The organism is Williamwhitmania taraxaci (genome assembly GCF_900096565.1).
In the GTDB taxonomy this organism is placed as follows: domain Bacteria; phylum Bacteroidota; class Bacteroidia; order Bacteroidales; family Williamwhitmaniaceae; genus Williamwhitmania; species Williamwhitmania taraxaci.
The window spans coordinates 1-16791 of the sequence record NZ_FMYP01000075.1 but is presented as its reverse complement, the minus strand read 5'-3'; the positions used below and the strand labels follow the sequence as shown (position 1 = coordinate 16791).

The 16791-nt window shown below is 44.3% G+C and carries 13 protein-coding genes and 1 pseudogene; 1 reads left to right on the top strand and 13 read right to left on the bottom strand.

Going from position 1 to position 16791, the window contains the following annotated elements; translation table 11 throughout:
• Positions 1–219: pseudogene (locus BLS65_RS18405) on the top strand (hypothetical protein); the annotation flags it as partial.
• Positions 220–287: 68 nt separating this feature from the next.
• On the opposite strand, the gene BLS65_RS15035 reads toward BLS65_RS18405, so the two are convergent.
• The 13 genes from BLS65_RS15035 to BLS65_RS14975 form a co-directional block, all read right to left on the bottom strand.
• The gene (locus tag BLS65_RS15035; protein ID WP_170830153.1) at positions 288–1328 is read right to left on the bottom strand and encodes an AMP-binding protein; all 1041 of its coding nucleotides are present in this window, start codon (positions 1326–1328) and stop codon (positions 288–290) included.
• A gap of 70 nt (positions 1329–1398) precedes the next feature.
• On the bottom strand, positions 1399–1971 hold the full coding sequence (locus tag BLS65_RS15030; RefSeq protein WP_092440467.1) for a hypothetical protein: 573 nt from the start codon (positions 1969–1971) through the stop codon (positions 1399–1401).
• 2 nt (positions 1972–1973) lie between these two features.
• Positions 1974–3725 carry a hypothetical protein gene (locus BLS65_RS15025; RefSeq protein ID WP_125869900.1) on the bottom strand — a complete coding sequence of 584 codons (1752 nt, stop codon included), beginning with the start codon at positions 3723–3725 and terminating at the stop codon, positions 1974–1976.
• A complete protein-coding gene (locus BLS65_RS15020) occupies positions 3722–4678 on the bottom strand; it encodes a hypothetical protein (protein WP_125869899.1) in 957 nt (318 codons plus the stop codon). The genes BLS65_RS15025 and BLS65_RS15020 overlap by 4 nt, the downstream gene beginning before the upstream one ends.
• On the bottom strand, positions 4666–6258 hold the full coding sequence (locus tag BLS65_RS15015; protein ID WP_092440461.1) for an AAA family ATPase: 1593 nt from the start codon (positions 6256–6258) through the stop codon (positions 4666–4668). The genes BLS65_RS15020 and BLS65_RS15015 overlap by 13 nt, the downstream gene beginning before the upstream one ends.
• Positions 6259–6607: 349 nt before the next feature.
• Complete coding sequence (locus BLS65_RS15010) at positions 6608–7498, bottom strand: transglutaminase-like domain-containing protein (RefSeq protein ID WP_092440459.1); 891 nt, start codon at positions 7496–7498, stop codon at positions 6608–6610.
• Positions 7499–7821: 323 nt separating this feature from the next.
• A complete protein-coding gene (locus BLS65_RS15005) occupies positions 7822–8814 on the bottom strand; it encodes an electron transfer flavoprotein subunit alpha/FixB family protein (protein WP_092440457.1) in 993 nt (330 codons plus the stop codon).
• 10 nt (positions 8815–8824) lie between these two features.
• Complete coding sequence (locus tag BLS65_RS15000; protein ID WP_092440455.1) at positions 8825–9607, bottom strand: electron transfer flavoprotein subunit beta/FixA family protein; 783 nt, start codon at positions 9605–9607, stop codon at positions 8825–8827.
• A 15-nt stretch (positions 9608–9622) separates the two neighbouring features.
• Positions 9623–10762 carry an acyl-CoA dehydrogenase gene (locus BLS65_RS14995; RefSeq protein ID WP_092440453.1) on the bottom strand — a complete coding sequence of 380 codons (1140 nt, stop codon included), beginning with the start codon at positions 10760–10762 and terminating at the stop codon, positions 9623–9625.
• A gap of 330 nt (positions 10763–11092) precedes the next feature.
• Positions 11093–12445, bottom strand: coding sequence for an aldehyde dehydrogenase family protein (locus BLS65_RS14990; protein WP_092440451.1), 1353 nt, complete (start codon positions 12443–12445; stop codon positions 11093–11095).
• Between the two features lie 34 nt (positions 12446–12479).
• Positions 12480–13595 carry a 4-hydroxybutyrate dehydrogenase gene (locus BLS65_RS14985; RefSeq protein WP_092440449.1) on the bottom strand — a complete coding sequence of 372 codons (1116 nt, stop codon included), beginning with the start codon at positions 13593–13595 and terminating at the stop codon, positions 12480–12482.
• Positions 13596–13613: 18 nt separating this feature from the next.
• Entirely contained in the window at positions 13614–14915 is a 1302-nt protein-coding gene (locus BLS65_RS14980) for an acetyl-CoA hydrolase/transferase family protein (protein WP_092440447.1), read from the bottom strand.
• Between the two features lie 250 nt (positions 14916–15165).
• The gene (locus BLS65_RS14975) at positions 15166–16623 is read right to left on the bottom strand and encodes a 4-hydroxyphenylacetate 3-hydroxylase family protein (protein ID WP_092440445.1); all 1458 of its coding nucleotides are present in this window, start codon (positions 16621–16623) and stop codon (positions 15166–15168) included.
• Between the last annotated feature and the right edge of the window lie 168 nt (positions 16624–16791).

Below are 16791 nucleotides of genomic sequence, written 5' to 3'. Positions count from 1 at the left end.
CGCACCCAGGTTTGGTGCACGCTGATCGCCCAGCTGCTCATGACCGTGATCCAAAAGATGGCCAACACCCAGAAAGCATTTTCGGTGGTGGCAACGCTAGTCCGGATACACCTGATCAGCCTACTCGATGTTTTTGAGCTGCTCCGCAGCACCAAGCGGGACTACTTAAATAAGCGAGGTTCGCCAGATTTATACGGTCAAATTAAACTTATTTTCTGAGGGGTGCTTTTCTAATAATCAAAATCGTTGCCTGTATTTATTGGGATGCAGAGGCAATAAATGAATATTTAGAGTTTAGTCGGACAGTAGTGATTCTTTTTATAAAAGGCAACGGGAGTTCTAGCCTCCAGATCAACTATAAACGGTATTCCATTTTCAATTTCTAACTGGCAGAAGTCACCTGTTCTATAGCGTATTAAAGGCAAAAATGGATTGTTTCCACCAGTAATTACTAGTTCACCTCTTTCTCCGTAAGGGAGAAGAATATCTTTATCCTTATCAAACACTTCCAAATACAATTCGGGACGAATTGCCCTGTGCCTGTTGTTTTCGGCAAATGCAATCATCCTACATTCAGTAAGAGAGTAAGTATCAATAATAGGACATGCAAAATACTCCTCTAACTTTTTCCGAATTCCTTCGGTTAACTTCATTGCAGAGGATACAAGAGCCTTAGGAGTGATTCTTGGTTTTAATGCCAATAGATCCATAAACGCAAAAGGGTCGCCCGTAAGAATCTGTGGATTGTATTTTTCTAGATATTGAATTCGATGGGCCGGAACTTTCCAATCACTCGGATTTATGTTGATTTTTAAAACACCGGAGCTTTTAAGATAGGTAGATAGTGAAGCATAAGTAAGCGTGGACTTCTGAGAGCAAACTAATGCTATCGTAACGTTATCAGGTCTACTGTCAAGGTTTATCCCATAAAGGTCGAGAATTGATTGCAGTTGAGGTAGCCAGCAAGCCTGCGAGACTGGATCAAATAATACATCCATTGCAGCACCTGTTGTTCCAGATGTTTGATAAACTAGTAAATCCTCCAAGTTTAATTCTGATGAAACGAATTGCCAAGGAGTTGATCTGACAATGCTTCTATCAATTGTTGGTTGATCGTATAATGATTTTGGTCTGCTATTATAGTAAGGAACCGTTCGTTTACACTTTAGTAGGTAATCGTCTAACCAATCTGGTAATTGATCTTTTTCCCAAAATTTCTTGCTGCTGCGTATGCGCAATGCATATTGGTTAACCAATTCTAATTTTTCTGAGTTTAGTCTGTCACCGCTTTGGAAATTGAACAAAGGAGCAAGTTCATCCTGCTTCATTTGCATTAGGAAAGACAAATCGTTGATCTCTGGAAACCTTTCTTGATCACTCAAACTTACCACTGGTTTTTTATTCCCTCCCATATACATTTGCTGCTTCGCGTGCTTTCTTTTCCGCCATTGCTTTTCTTATATCTTTAATTCTCTCGATTGATTCGTTGGTTTCATTTAAAACCTTTTGCCTCTTTATTGTATCTAAGGCTTCCAACCTATTGGCTGCAACTTTTGCTGTTTCACCAGTAGGTAAAATATCACATCGTTTAAGAGCCAACCTTACAAATTCCTCTGTTCTATCATCATCTTCAATCCAATTTCTATACTTTACAAATTCACTTAGCTTGGCTAAATCAAAGTATAAGAACTCATGAATTTTTGGAATTAACGTTGGATTTTGGTTGAACTTTGGATAGGAAAAGAGCCAACAACCAATTTGAATTGAGAATAGATGATTCTCATCTATCTGCTGAATACTAGGTAATGGCGGGAACTCGGAGTCTGCAACGTTAAAGTCACCGAGAATCTTTCGGAACATATCCTTAACAAAAATTTCGGTTGGTAGTATTTCGCCATGATTAATGCCAAATCGCTGTAATAGCGGCTCTGGGCAGCATTTTAGATGATACATGAGATTAAAAACATCCATTTTCAACCCTTTCTTCTATTACTATAATGATTTGTAGAAAACTTAGACGCAAAATCGAGGAGTTGCTCTTCATTAGTTACATAGTAAATAAACCAGCCCATCTCCTTTAATCGCGTTACTTCCTCTTTATGCCATTCTTGATTTGAATGCAAAACGAGCGTTCCCACACCCCCCGCATTTTTTAGTGCTCTTTCAATGATTACCCAGTTGCTTTCCTCTTTATTTTCTTTTACTGCATCAAGCATACTAAAAATATCATCATCGGTTACCAAAACAATATGTGAACCAATTTTGGACGGATTCGAAAATGGGGTATTTAATCGGGGGACACCAAATGAGTAGCCTGTTCCGAGGTAAGATGTTAATACCGCAAGAATATCTCTTTCGGATGAAATAAAGCCATTACTTTCCATGAAACTGCCTGGTTCTCCCGAAAGGCATCCCATTACTTTCGCCCCAGCTCTTAATGCAGATAATCCTATGATGGAAGCAGCAAGTACTGGCCAAGAGAAGCGTGAACTTGGATTAACCATTGACCCGGAACAATCTATTCCAATGTATATATCTAATGGCTTGTGTGTTTCAGAATCATCTTCAGATGAACCATAAATCCGTTTTACAACATTATACCCAGGTATTATAATTGGAGATGAAATGGTTGTCTCAATCCAGTCAATTTCTTCAAAGGGGTCGCTTAAATCCCAGCCCTCAGTCCCTTCAGGCAAGGTCATTGATGAGGGATTATAGGTTTCCAAGGGGAACTTAACGAGATGTGGTAATGCTATCTCTTTATAATATGTGCTGATTAATTCTTGTTTGTTGGCTTTGGGATTAACCTGTTTTAGTAAATCTATATATTTTCCAGGGTTTAAATATCTCTGTTTTGGTCCTTCTCCTGTTGAATTGCTTTTTTCTAACGAATTACCGGTATTGTTGTTGCCAGATCCTGACTCTTGCCTAGGATCAGTTGCTTCAGAAATACTGTCGATATCGATTTCAGCAAGTCCTGCTACCATACCACCCTCACCTGCATTCTCTGAATCTAATTGAAGAGTAAAGGATTTTCGGGCGTCCTGGTATTCGTTTTCTTCCATTATATATGGGTATACTAAAGCAGCAAATCGTCCTGCGCCGTCCAACCATCTTTTAGAATAACTTCGAATGAGTGAGGCGGCGATGGCTGCATCAGCATCTATCTGTGGCGAATAAAGATTTCTGTTGTTAAGCAAGTAGCCCTTTTCCAACCGCCATAAATGCTCATAGGTTTTCATGAAAAATGCCCACATTTTGGAGTTTGATTCATTAGTGTTGATCTTTTGATAAACTCTTGCCATGCTAAGGTTTTTTGTTCTTTGGAGAGTATCGTTAATCAATAGATCGGCATAAAGGTTGGCAACAAATGGGGCTCTATCTTCAATATCAGCAAGTCCCCATCGAATTCTTGAAAGCAGCATTGCATTGTCATGAAGATTGGCAGGCGAATAAATGTGGTGACCAATTTCATGGGCAAGTATTTCCGTAGAAAACAGACTCAAATCGTGCTGCAGTATTTTTTCTAAATCAATAACAATTCGATGATCAGATAATCTAATCATTGCAAAACTTTGAGTTAATCCTTCTGCTGACGCTATCTTTGAACTTAAGCACCATTGAGGTTCTCTTAGCCTCACATACGGATTCCATACTTGCTTCGCTTTTGGCCAGTTCTCCTTCCATTGTTCGAGAATGCTGTTTAAATGGTTTGTAAAATTCATAGCGACCAGCCGTAAACGTACAAATAGTGTGAACTTTTTCGAGTAAGCACTAGTGTCGACTTTTGCATAACGCTTGAACTTACATCATCAAATGGAATTATCTTCTTTCCATACATGGAAATAAATGATTTTAAATCAACTGTACTCGACTCCTGAATAATTTTATCGGTCGAAACAGGGATGTTTGGTAATAAGACTTTGCCATAGCTGTCGGCAAATAGGAGGTAACTGTTTTTTCTGTCAGTAACAAGTATTCTGTCTCCAATTTGAGATACAATTGGAGGAGCCGTAAAATACCCTCCAAATCCTACAAACCCACCAGTTTCGCCTACAAAACTTGGCTTGTCTAGGTTTGGCCAGCTGGATTCAAAAGCAAACGCCAACCTAGAATCGGCATTAATTGTAGCTTGTTTTAAATTACTTCTTAGCCTTATAAATTCATTTTCTGCTCTAGGCTTTAAGTGAGCCATTCCACACAACCATGCAAAAATCCGCCCGCATGCCAAAAATTCATCAACTGTATCACAGTCTTTGATGATACACTCCATTCGCGAAATCCATGTAAAAACGTTTTGAGGTTGAAAACCTCTTATTGACTCTAGCGCACTATCGATGGCCTTTATGAACTGTGCTGGGGACGTGCTTACCAGGGCTGGATTTGTTGTGCATAATTTCCAAGCCTGCTTGTATTCATCTTCATGTTCAATGCCTAAATTGTTACCTAATATTGTAAGCAGTTCGATGTAAAATGTTTTAAATAGTTGAGGTAATTGGTCAGGATTAGAAGTGTGATTTTTTTTGATAATAGGTTCAATGGAATTGATCATCCATGATGAAATACGTGAATGATCTATCGTTCCATACTTCAACTCATTTTCCCGATAAAGTTGGTTGTAGTAATCTGATTGTTCATTTATATGAGCAATCAAAGGCAAAAAGGTTATCCTTTCCATTTCAGCCATCGTCTATAGTTGGTGTACCGTTGATGCAAGTATTTCAGCATTAGAATATCATCATGGCGATAGCCATAAAGTTTTTTTTCCTGCGACCATTGGTTAAGCTGTTTTTCGATATCTAGTAGGCGCTTGTCTATTTCTTTGGCCGACACATTCTCTAATCCCTTCTTGAATTGTTCGTTGAACATGTCAATAGGATCATCTTTGTCTAAGTCTATAGTGTTATATTCATCGCATGAGAGATCAAATAATTTTCTAAGCCAAACAATTCTGTCCACCCGATACCTCTCATTACCTTGTTGATCAAAAAAAGGCGACTCGAGATGTGGTACTAAGGTGTCGTGCAATATAAAAGGTAGTATTTGCCGAATATCTTCAAGTTCTACTTCTTTACTCCCTCTAAAGTAAGCAAGTGCCTTGGAGTAGATTATAAGGGTCATGATTTTTCTTACCGAAACTCCGTTTACGGTTTGCGAACCGAGATCTTTTACTTGATCTTTACCTGAATCCTGCTTGAGTAATGTTCTGAAGTCTAAGCCAGAAAGTTTTGCTGTATCTTTAGTCATGTATTCCATCTTGTCGGATGAATACTCAAAGAATTCAAATTGTCGGCAAAAGAATTCAATTCGTTTACGTATTGGTGAAGAAATAACTATGGCCCTAATCTGCTCATTTATCGTATCAATTTCTTCTTCAGAAAAGATAATTTCTTCAGGAATCATCGATTCAGGTTTAATATTGAGCTCTATCCTTTTTTGAAGATCTTCAATAAACCTAGTATTAAAATGGAATGCACGAACAACTATGTCTATTCTATCCTTCAATGCTTCAATAACCTGATAAGTTCCACCTCCTGCATCGTCATTAGCTGTGAGATACCATGCCGACTGTGGGCATTCGAATATCTGATCAAAAATTTCAGCATAGTTATCCGAAAGCACTGTTAACAAGGCCGATTGTGTTCTTGTCGGAATTCGGTTATACTCATCAATAATTTTAACTCTCATTCCTAACCATTTCCTCCATGCAATTCTAATGTCAGAAGTATTCTCAGCCTTCACCATATCTGAAGGAAGGGGATAACCCAACAAATCGGAAATGGTCATTTGAGGTTGTCCATGCTGAATTGCACGTTGAACATCTGTTTTTGAATATCCGGCTATTAAGCCCATTAGTGTTGATGTAGCTGTTTTTCCTCGACCTGGACCACCAACTATAAGGCATTTGCCTCTTACCATTAGGTTTAACAGGGGGATTAGAACAAAGCTGGAATAGCATTGCCCATTAGGTAGTATAACTTCAACCTTACTATCTCCAAAAATATATTGCTTTGAATCACCATTATCATACTCGATATCATAAAATGGGCTTATAATTGCTGTGTTTGCGATCCAAAAATACGATTGTCTTAACTTTTCATCCAATCCCAGCTGTTCTTCCCCTTTTCCCGAAGGCTCCTCTGTAGTATATAAATCTTTTATATTAAATGTGGCAGTCTCATTTGACTCATGCGGGTTAGTTGGAGCTGATGGAACTTTTTGAAAAAAGCCCAAAGTCTTGTTGACAATTTCATTCATGGTAATATATTGTTAATGAGGTGTAAGTCCTTGCAGTGTTTGAAATTCTTAAGTGTGTATTTTTATGCCATTTACCTTATATGGCTCACTTCCTTTCATATTTACCAATTCCTGTTATCCAATTTATTAGCGTATCAACGCCTTGCTTATAAATATCTAAAGTAGCAATAATTATTATCACACAATGCTAGGTGCAATTTGCACACTTAAGTGCGAGAATGTTATTTTATATTCTCGCAATTCGTCAAGAACTCTGCCACGCTTCTCCACAAACGGTATTTTTCTGCTTTTCGCTACCGTTCGTCGTGTCGATGGGTTTATAGCAAATTCAAAAAATAAATAAAACTATTTATAAGCCGGGTGCCTTATAGAATTCCTTAACCGAGTGGGTGTAGTCGCAGTAGTTTAGTGTATTTTTCCGCTGAAATGTAGTGGGGTTTTTACCTTCATTGGGAACCAACATCAACTTGGGTTTTTCTTTGTAGGTGTATCTGTTCTCTTTTTCGATGAGCCTTCGCTCATCAAAGGCTATGTCGAAGTAGTAGAGGTAGTGGGAAACAAATGCGAGGTAGTTTTTTTTCGCTTGTTTCGATATGCTGCCTTCGCTGTTGATCAACTCAAATGGTTTCCGGTTTACGATGGCATCCTGAAATTCCACCGCATTCAGCGGAACCCCATTCAATACGGGCATAATGTTGAATTGACCATCAATTAGTGCCCATTTGCTAAACTCCCGCAACCAAACCTCGGCCAAAACATGTCCTGCTCCGGTTTTGCTAGTCTCTACATCTTTGGTCTTTATGCCCAGAACCCGAGCCTTGAGCCCGATGGAAAGGAGTGCATCCGTAGAAACTACACCATATTCTACACACCTGAATTGCTTTCCCTCTTGGGCCTCCTTGAGTATGGTTAACGCATCGGGCTTTGTAGGTTCATTCGCGCCATTATGGTTCCACTGCTGGTTTGTCCAACTCAGTATGGTCAGCGCTTTTTCTTTGTCGGTAGTTGCTTGTGCTGTGAGCTTCTTTAGCCCATAAGTATCCCTGAGTTCCTTGAGGTAGGCGTTGTTTGCCGTGTCGGGAAAAATGAATTTCAGATCGGCTATCTGGCTCGTGTTTTCGAATTGGATGGGGTGCACCTTTGTGCTGGGCATTCCATAAACAATATGGCCTACTTGGCGCATGGTGCACGACATCAGTGCAAGCGAAAGTATTGTTAATAGGACAATCTTCTGTTTCATTTGTAACGATTTTGACTGTGGTTGAATAGCGATGCCAAATACAAATGTACGTTTTTATCTTTTGCATGAAACCGTTTTGAAAAATTCTCAGTGGAGCCAATCAGATAACTATGTTTCACTGCCCATTTCGGTGATAATTTCCGCTATTTTTCATTCTTGCGATCTGCGATTGTTTCGACAGAGATCGAAATGGTTTCGACAGAGATGGATACAAGTTCAGCAGAGATCTATTATCGTATGAAAGCGATGTGCTGGCATCGGCCCTAAAAAGAAAGAGGAGACCATGCGGTCTCCTCTTCTGAAATACTATATGCGGGGAAAAATTATTTCTTCAACCTATCGTTGAGCAGCTGAATAATCTGCTTGGCATCGCCTACAATGCCGAGGTCGGCAACCTGGAAGATGGGGGCATTCTTATCCTTGTTGATGGCAACAATGTAGCCCGACTCCTCCATGCCGGCCAAGTGCTGAATAGCACCCGAAATACCTACGGCAAGGTATAGGTCAGGACGAACGGTTTTGCCGGTTTGTCCTACTTGCCGATCGTGTGCAATAAGCCCTGCATCCACTGCCGCGCGCGATGCGGAGATCTCGGCACCCATGGTTTTGGCTAAGTCGGTGAGCTTGGAAAAACCTTCGGCGTTGGCCATTCCACGACCACCCGAAATCAGGATTTTAGCCTCGCTGATGTCTATCAGGTTTTTCTTCTCCTTCACAGTCTTGAGCAACTTCACGCGGAACTTGCTGCTGTTGAAGGCCACGGTTACCTTAACCACTTCGCCCTTGCGGCTACCATCCTCGGGGAGGGTGCGCATTACGCCGGAACGAACGGTGGACATTTGTGGGCGGTGCTCCTTGCACACGATGGTGGCCATGAGGTTACCTCCAAAGGCAGGACGGGTCATGAGCAGCTCGCGCTCCTCCGATATCTCCAGCTTGGTGCAGTCGGCGGTAAGTCCGGTTTCGATACGCGCCGAAACGCGAGGACCCAAATCGCGGCCTATGGTGGTGGCGCCAATCATCACAATGGATGGCTGGTGCTCCTTAATTATTTGGCAGATGGCCTGGGTGTAAGGTTCGGTGGTGTAGTCGGCTAGCTCGGGTGCGTCGGCGCAAAGCACCACGTCGGCCCCATGGGCTATCAACTTGCCGGTTTGGTTGGCAATGTTGTGGCCAAGAAACATGGCGTAAACTTTCTCGCCTAGGGCATCGGCCAAGTCTCTTGCCTTGCCAAGTAGCTCCAGCGACACGCTTTGAATGGTGTTCTCGCGCTGCTCCACGAAAACGTAAACTCCCTTATATGCTGTTTTGTCCATAGCGCTCAAATTAGAGAATGAATTTTTCCTTTAGCTTGCTCATAATGATGCCCACGGCCTCGTTTGCCTCTACTTCGTAGAGTTCGCCCGAAGCCTTAACGCCGCGGGAGAAGGCCTTGTGCACGCGGGTAGGTGAGCCTTTAAGACCCAACTTTTCCTCGGCAACGCTAATTTGCTCGAATCCCCACATCTCTACCTGTTGTGTGTAGGCTTCCACAATGCCTCTTACCGACATGTAGCGTGGCTTAAAGGCGTTGGAGAGTACCGTTACTACGCAAGGGGCGTCAACCTCCAGCATTTGGTAACCATCCTCAATGGCGCGTTTAATGGTAAAGGTTTTCTTTCCGTCGAAGGTAAGATCCTCGAGGTAGCTCACTTGAGGCAGGTCGAGGTGCTCGGCAATTTGCGGGCCAACCTGTGCGGTATCGCCATCAATAGCCTGACGACCGGTAATGAGCAAGTCGAACTCCAACTGGCGCAGGGCACCAGCTAGGGCATGCGAGGTGGCAAGGGTATCGGCACCGGCAAATTTCTTGTCGGTAAGGTGAATGGCTCTGTCGGCTCCCATGGCGTAAGCCTCCCTAAGAGCGGCATCGGCTTGGGGTGGTCCCATGGTAATTACGGTAACGTGGGCGTTGAATTCGTCCTTCAGGCGAAGGGCCAGCTCGAGGCCTGCCTTATCGTCGGGGTTAATAATGCTGGGGACGCCCTCGCGGATTAGTGTTCCGGTTACGGGGTTGATCTTGATCTCCGTTGTATCGGGAACTTGCTTAATGCAAACAACTATCTTCATATCGTATACCTTTTCCTATTTAAAGAGTGAAGCGGAAATTACCATGCGCTGAACCTCGGAGGTTCCTTCATATATCTCGGTAATCTTGGCATCGCGTAGCATGCGCTCAACGGGATACTCGCGGGTGTAACCGTAACCTCCGTGGAACTGGATGGCTTTATTGGTTACCTCCATGGCTGTTTCGGAGGCGTATAGCTTGGCCATAGCTGCATCTACCGAGTAGGGAAGTCCGCTATCCTTTTTGCACGCTGCCGAGCGAACCAATAGGCGGGCTGCCTGCACACGGGTTTCGAGGTCGGCCATTTGGAATGCGGTGTTTTGGAAAGCAGAGAGGGGCTTGCCAAACTGTTTGCGCTCCTTAATGTACTTCACGGTTTCGTCCATGGCGCCTTGGGCTATGCCGAGGGCTTGCGAGGCAATACCTACGCGACCACCATCGAGGGTTTTCATGGCAATGCCAAATCCACCGGAAACTTTACCTAGGAGGTTTTCCTTCGGAATGATGCAGTTTTCGAAAATCAGCTCGCAGGTAGCAGAGCCACGGATACCCATCTTCTTCTCTTTTTTACCCATGGAGAATCCGGGGGTGCCCTTTTCGATGATGAAGGCCGTGATGCCTCTAGTGCCTTGCGACTTGTCGGTCATGGCAAATATCACGTAAACTTGGGCGTAGATGGCGTTGGTGATAAATATCTTGCTGCCATTGATGATGTAGTTGTCGCCATCGGCTACGGCAGTGGTTTGCTGGGCCGATGCATCGGTACCGGCGTTGGGCTCGGTAAGACCAAAGGCTCCAATCCACTCGCCAGAGGCTAGCTTGGGGAGGTATTTCTGTTTTTGGGCTTCGGTTCCGTGCTCAAGAATTGGAGCTGCACATAGGGAGGTATGTGCCGAAACGATTACACCGGTTGTTGCGCAAGCTGCCGAGAGTTCTTCCACTGCAATGGAGTAAAGGAGGTTGCTGCCGCCTGCTCCACCATATTGAGTAGGGATAGGTATACCCATGATGCCTATCTTTGCCATCTTCTCTACCGTTTCCATGGGGAAGCGTTCTTGCTCATCAACTTCGGCGGCAAGAGGCTTTACCTCTTTCTCGGCAAATTCCCGAATCATTTGCTGAAACAAGAGTTGCTGTTTCGTTAAGCTGAAATCCATTGTATTTGTGTTAAATTGTTTTTATTTTAAAATAGTCCGAAGTGAATGTGCCAAAGTGATTATTTGGGGTGATGGTTCTGTAAAATCTAGCTAGAACGTTGTTACCCAATTAGCATTTTACAACATCAGTAAATCTCTTTCTATTCACTTTTTTACCTCTTATTCTTACGGCTCAAAATTACCGCTAACATATGGTCGACCTTATGATATTTGCATTGAGGTTACCTGTTGTATGGCAGGTATGGGTGGTGCGAAGGGTGGGTGGATTGGGTCAAATTATCAACGGGATGTTGACCATCTATCCACCCTTAGCGTTTCACCTCTCATCGTTTATTTCCAAATCTCTTCATCCGTTGGCACGCTCACCTTTGTTGATATGGACGCAATGCGGGTGATGTTCAGCAGGTGCTTGTAGGTAAAGTTCTCGGAGATGGAGTTGTTACCCCAACTTCCGCAACCCAGCGTATTGGTATAGGCCAATCCGCCTTGAATGGAGCCACCGGCAGTAGTAGCGCAGGGTGCGTTCACAATGAAGCGCGATACCGAAATCCGGCTACCTGCCTTAAGGATGTTCTCCTGGTTGTTGGAATGAATACCAGCGGTGTGGCCGTTACCCTCGAGGTGAAGGTTGGTCTTGGCAATGGTAATTGCCTCGTCGATGGTTTTATACTTGAAGGCGGCCAATACTGGGCACATCTTCTCCTTGCTGATGATATCGTCCACGCCAACTCCTTGGGCTTCCACAACAATAACACGGGTTCCTTCAGGAATAGCGATGCCGGCTTTCTTGGCAATAAAGGCAGGCGATTGTCCCACTACGTCGCGGGCAATGTGGCCATCCACAAAAATGGCGTTTACCAGCTTGTCTCTGTCTTCCGGTTTCACAATGTAGGCTCCCTTTTCAATAAAGGCTCCCATCACTGCGGTGCGGTCGTCTTCGTGGTAGATGAAACTTTGCTCGCCCGAGCAGATAATTCCGTTGTCGAAGATGCGGCCTGCAATAATTTTGGTGGCAGCATCCAAAAAGTTAATGTCACGGTCGATGATAACTTGAACGTTACCAGCACCCACACCATAGGAAGGCTTTCCGGAGGAATAGGCCGATTTAACCATAGGCATACCACCAGTGGCAACCACCACATCGCAGCGCTTCATGAGCTCCTGTGTTCTATCAATGGATGGGCCATCAACAATTTGAACAAGACCTTCGGGAACATTGAACTTGGCGATGGCCTCGTTGATTAGCTTAACGGTAAGGGAGGAGCACTTCTCTGCCTTGGGGTGTGGGGCAATGATGATTGCATTCTTGGTCTTGATGGCGAACATAATTTTCGACATCGGGGTAACCACTGGGTTGGTCATTGGGGTTATCCCGGCAACTACACCAATTGGTTTAGCAATTTCAATGAGGTTGGTCATCTCATCTACGCTAATTACACCCATCGATTTTTTGTCGGAAAGGTCGTACCAAATTCCCTTCGATTTTCCCTTGCACTTGGCTACCTTATCTTCGTAAACGCCCATTTCGGTTTCGTCTACGGCCAGCCTCGAAAGCACTTCGGCGTTGTCGTAAACCGTTTTTGCCACGGTTTTAACAATCTCGTCTACCTGCTCTTGGTTAAAGTTTTTTTCAAAAATTGCTTGTGCTTTTCTGGCTCTGATAACCATTTCATTGATTTCCATGATGCAATCTCCTATATTTTAAGTTTTTTAATCTCTAGAAAAGTGAACTATAAATGTCGCGGATTTCGTCGCGGGTAAGCTCTACGTAATTGTTGGCCAGCAGGCGGGTTTGCTTTTGCATTACGCTGTCGGCAAAGAGTTCAATCTCCTCTTGCTTCATACCGTAGGTGCGGAGTTGGTTCTTGTTGAGCAGTTTTCCAAGGAGGTTTTCCATCTCGTCGTAAACATTGGCATTGGTTGTGCCTAGTTGCGTTGCAAGCAGAGTGTTTACCTCCTTAATGATGCCGTTCGGATTCTTCTCGTTGTAGCGCTTGAATACCGCCGTGAAGAACTGGTAGTTAGCTTCGCCGTGTGGAACGTGGTAGGTTCCTCCAAGCGGATAGGATAGTGCGTGCACGGCTCCTACGCCGGTGTTGCCAAAGGCAATCCCCGCAAAGTTGCTGGCAACCAACATCTCCTCCATCTTTTCGAAGCGGAAGTCTGGACCTTTTTCGGCAATAGAGCGAAACACCTTGATGATAATCTCAATGGCTGCCTTGCTGTATATTTGGGTGTAAATGTTCGATTTTGGTGAAACGTACGACTCAATGGCGTGAATGAGTGCGTCGATGGCGCTGGCCACATAGAACTTGAATGGAAGTCCGCGGAGCAACTCGGGGATAATAATTGCATCGTCGGCTAGGAGCTCGTCGTCGGCAAGGCCCATTTTGGTGTGCTTGCTCTTAATTTCGGCAATGGAGATATTGGTTACCTCGCTGCCGGTTCCGCAGGTGGTGGGCACAATAACCAACGCCTTCTCCTTAATAATGGGGATGTTGCGTTCGAAGGCATCCACTACGTTGTTGAGGTCTTTTAGCACAAAGAGTTTGGCGATGTCGATAACCGTACCGCCACCCACTGCAATCACTCGGCTGTAGTTGATTCCTTTTACCTCGTTCAAAATGGTATTCATCATTTCGTCCGATGGTTCCCCTTGTCCATACTTCTCCTGCATGATGAAGTGAGCCTTAAGGTTCAGATTCTTCATGAATGGAGTGTACAGAAACTCGTTGGTGATTACAAGATCGTTTTCGGATATCTTAAAATCCATTGCGAACTGTGCAAACGAGTTGAACTTGCTAATTTTAGTTTTAATCTTAAATAGTTGCATAGTGCCTATCTTCTAGAATTACTTTGCTGTTGCAAATCGGTTGTTGAACTCCACTGTAAGCTCGGCTCTAAAGTCGGGATGTGCAATGGCAATGAGGCTAAGTGCGCGTTGGCGCAAGGTTCGGCCCCTGAGGTGGGCAATACCGTACTCGGTTACGATGTAGTCTACATCGTTGCGCGAAGTGGTAATTGCTGCCCCTGTCGCTACGAATGGAACTATTCTCGATCGCTTTCCTGCCGATGCGGTGGAAGGAACGGCAATGATTGATTTTCCGTTCTTCGACATGGCTACACCGCGAATAAAGTCAACCTGTCCACCCACGCCACTGAACTGTTTTAGTCCAATGGATTCAGAGACCACTTGACCCATGAGATCCACTTCAATGCACGAGTTGATGGAGATCATCTTCTCGTTTTGCATAATTACGGTTGGATGGTTCACGTAGTCCACAGGGTAGAGTTTTACTTTGTCGTTGTTGTTTACAAAGTCGTATAGTCGTTTGCTGCCCATGAGGAATGTGGCCACCATCTCGCCCTTGTGGATGGATTTTTTCGATCCGTTAACCACGCCTTGCTCAATAAGGTCGATAAGGCCGTCGCTAAACATCTCGCTGTGGATTCCGAGGTCTTTTTTCTCCTTAAGGAACATGAGCACGGCATCGGGGATTGCTCCAATACCCAACTGAAGCGTTGATCCATCCTCTATAAGTGTGGCGCAGTTTTCGCCAATAGCCTTTTCTACCTCTCCAATCTTAGGGAGGGGCAGCTCGAAGATGGGGTTCGATGTTTCAACAATGTAGTCGATTTTTGAAACGTGGATGAGGTTGTCGCCACCCACGAATGGCATCTGGTCGTTGGCTTCGGCGATAACCATTTTGGCCACCTCTGCTGCCGGTTTTGTATAGTCGCACGATACTCCAAAGCTACAATAACCGTCCGCATTTGGACGGGTTACTTGAATAACAGCCACATCTACCTCTAGGATGTTTTCCTTGAAGAGGCGTGGTAGTTCGTGAAAAAAGCAAGGAGTAAAGTCGGCGCGGTTTTCCATAACGGCTTCCCGTGAGGTACCGCCCACGAATATGGCGTTATGGCGAAAATGTTTCTCCATTCCCGGTTGTAGGTAGTTTGCTCCGCCTAGGTTGAGCATGTGCACAATCTCTAGGTTGCTAAAGCGCTCCTTGTTCTCAACCAAGGCTTGCTCAATGGCTTGCGGTGCTCCTGCTGCGTGACCAAACACCAGCCTCGAATTGTTCTTTATGGCCGCCACCGCCAGATTTGCGGTGGTCAGCTTGCTGTTGTAAATTGTTTCCCAAGACATAACAACGTTCCTCTTAAATACTGCGTTTCACTCTTGTCCGAGACCTTTTCACTCTTGTTGGAGGACACTTTTCTCAGAAGTGCCTCCTGTTTTTACTTTTGTTGGTAGGCGCTTTTCTCTGAATCGCCCACCTCTTTTGATTAATTTTGTGGTGATGTGACTAGAGTCCGAAGATTTTTGTTCCAATTGGTTTAAGAAAGATGTCTCCACTTAAACTTGTTAGAACGATCTTCTGACTCCCGTCTTTCACCTATTTGTTCTTCGAATCGTCAATCTTCGCAATGTTCTTGGCAAAGCCTTTCTTTGCTTCGAGGTTCGATTGGCGGGAAATCATGATGCGTTGTGCCTGTGGCGAACCGGCTCCGTGCATCGACTCGGTACGGTAGCCAACGGCTGCTGTTCCTAACGTCATATTTTCGATAAGGCGAAGGATGCGCATTCTGTTTTCGGTATCCATACCCACTGCTCCGGCCATATACTTTGCAACGTATGGTCCTACCTTCTTGTCACGGTAATCTTTTTCCGAAGGCATGGTAACCATTATTCCGCCAGCAATGTCTTCGGCAAGGCGGGCAATTTCGTAAGGGAAGCGGGTCACGTTCTGCTTACACACGTTGGCGAGTAGGTTGTCGATTTCGTAGTTGCCAGATTTTGTCTTTTTCCCTTCGGCTGAGCATGCAATTCCACAAGCGAAAAGTGTTTCGTTGAGGTGGGTCATCTCAATAAGCTTATCTTTGATGTGGGTTGCCTTTGCTGCGCCGTTGTAGTCGGCAGCTAGAGCTGCTGCACCAATGAGCACGTCGCCTACTCCAACCTTGCATCCACCATAGGATTGACGGTGGTATCCGGCGAAGCGTTCTACCATCATACCTGCAAACTCATACTCTTTGCATAGGAATACGCGTTCCCACGGAACAAATACGTCTTCAAAAACAACGAGAGCTTCATGGCCTCCAAACTGGGTATTTCCAACATCTATATCGGCACCCTCTTCAGTTTTGCGAGTGTCGCACGATTGGCGACCATAGATCATAAATACTCCTTCGGCGTCGGAAGGAACGGCAAAGGATACTGCATACTCTTTATCTTCCTCCTTCATGGCAATGGTTGGCATGATTAGGTGTTCGTGTGAGTTTACGGCTCCAGTTTGGTGTGCCTTTGCTCCGCGAACGATAATTCCATCCTTGTTTTCGCCAACAATGTGAAGATACATGTCGGGATCGGCCTGCTTCGAAGGGGCAAGGCTTCTGTCGCCCTTAGGGTCGGTCATTGCGCCGTCCACTGTAAGGTCGTTGTCCTGCACGTATTTTAGGTAATCTACAAAGCGCTTGTGGTAGCTAGTTCCGTGCTTTTGATCAATCTCGAATGTGGTAGAGAATATTGCATTGAAGGCATCCATACCCACGCAGCGTTGAAAGCATGATCCTGTTTTTTGGCCCAACAAGCGTTGCATCTTTACCTTCTTAATAAGGTCGTCGGTTCCTTGGTGCAGGTGGCAAAAGCGGTTTACGGTTTTACCTGTTAGGTTAGATGTTGCGGTCATCAAGTCCTTATACTCTTCCTTTTCTGCCAACTCGTAGGTCATAGCCACGGAGTTCATGGAAGGGCGAATCATGGGATGATCAACTGGATTTTCGATGAGTTCACCAAAAAGATATACCTTAAGGTTCAGTTTGCGTAAGCTTTCGATGTATTGTTCTCTTGTCATATCTAAAAGTTTTAAAAAGTTCCGAAAGAAAATGTGTTATAAAACCTATTGTTAAAATAACAACAGAAGATTTATTGCTTCCTTTACAATGGCCGTGCCGAACTTTCTAAAATATCTGAATAAGAGAATATAAGAGTTATTTTGAGAAATATTTGAATTGTGAGTGCG

Bases quoted from the DNA above. Each gene is read 5' to 3' on its own strand.
- BLS65_RS15030 (WP_092440467.1), bottom strand. From the start codon at position 1,971: ATGGATGTTTTTAATCTCATGTATCATCTAAAATGCTGCCCAGAGCCG.
- BLS65_RS15000 (WP_092440455.1), bottom strand. From the start codon at position 9,607: ATGAAGATAGTTGTTTGCATTAAGCAAGTTCCCGATACAACGGAGATC.
- BLS65_RS15020 (WP_125869899.1), bottom strand. From the start codon at position 4,678: ATGGAAAGGATAACCTTTTTGCCTTTGATTGCTCATATAAATGAACAA.
- BLS65_RS15015 (WP_092440461.1), bottom strand. From the start codon at position 6,258: ATGAATGAAATTGTCAACAAGACTTTGGGCTTTTTTCAAAAAGTTCCA.
- BLS65_RS14980 (WP_092440447.1), bottom strand. From the start codon at position 14,915: ATGTCTTGGGAAACAATTTACAACAGCAAGCTGACCACCGCAAATCTG.
- BLS65_RS14985 (WP_092440449.1), bottom strand. From the start codon at position 13,595: ATGCAACTATTTAAGATTAAAACTAAAATTAGCAAGTTCAACTCGTTT.
- BLS65_RS15035 (WP_170830153.1), bottom strand. From the start codon at position 1,328: ATGAAGCAGGATGAACTTGCTCCTTTGTTCAATTTCCAAAGCGGTGAC.
- BLS65_RS15005 (WP_092440457.1), bottom strand. From the start codon at position 8,814: ATGGACAAAACAGCATATAAGGGAGTTTACGTTTTCGTGGAGCAGCGC.
- BLS65_RS15010 (WP_092440459.1), bottom strand. From the start codon at position 7,498: ATGAAACAGAAGATTGTCCTATTAACAATACTTTCGCTTGCACTGATG.
- BLS65_RS14975 (WP_092440445.1), bottom strand. From the start codon at position 16,623: ATGACAAGAGAACAATACATCGAAAGCTTACGCAAACTGAACCTTAAG.
- BLS65_RS14990 (WP_092440451.1), bottom strand. From the start codon at position 12,445: ATGGAAATCAATGAAATGGTTATCAGAGCCAGAAAAGCACAAGCAATT.
- BLS65_RS14995 (WP_092440453.1), bottom strand. From the start codon at position 10,762: ATGGATTTCAGCTTAACGAAACAGCAACTCTTGTTTCAGCAAATGATT.
- BLS65_RS15025 (WP_125869900.1), bottom strand. From the start codon at position 3,725: ATGAATTTTACAAACCATTTAAACAGCATTCTCGAACAATGGAAGGAG.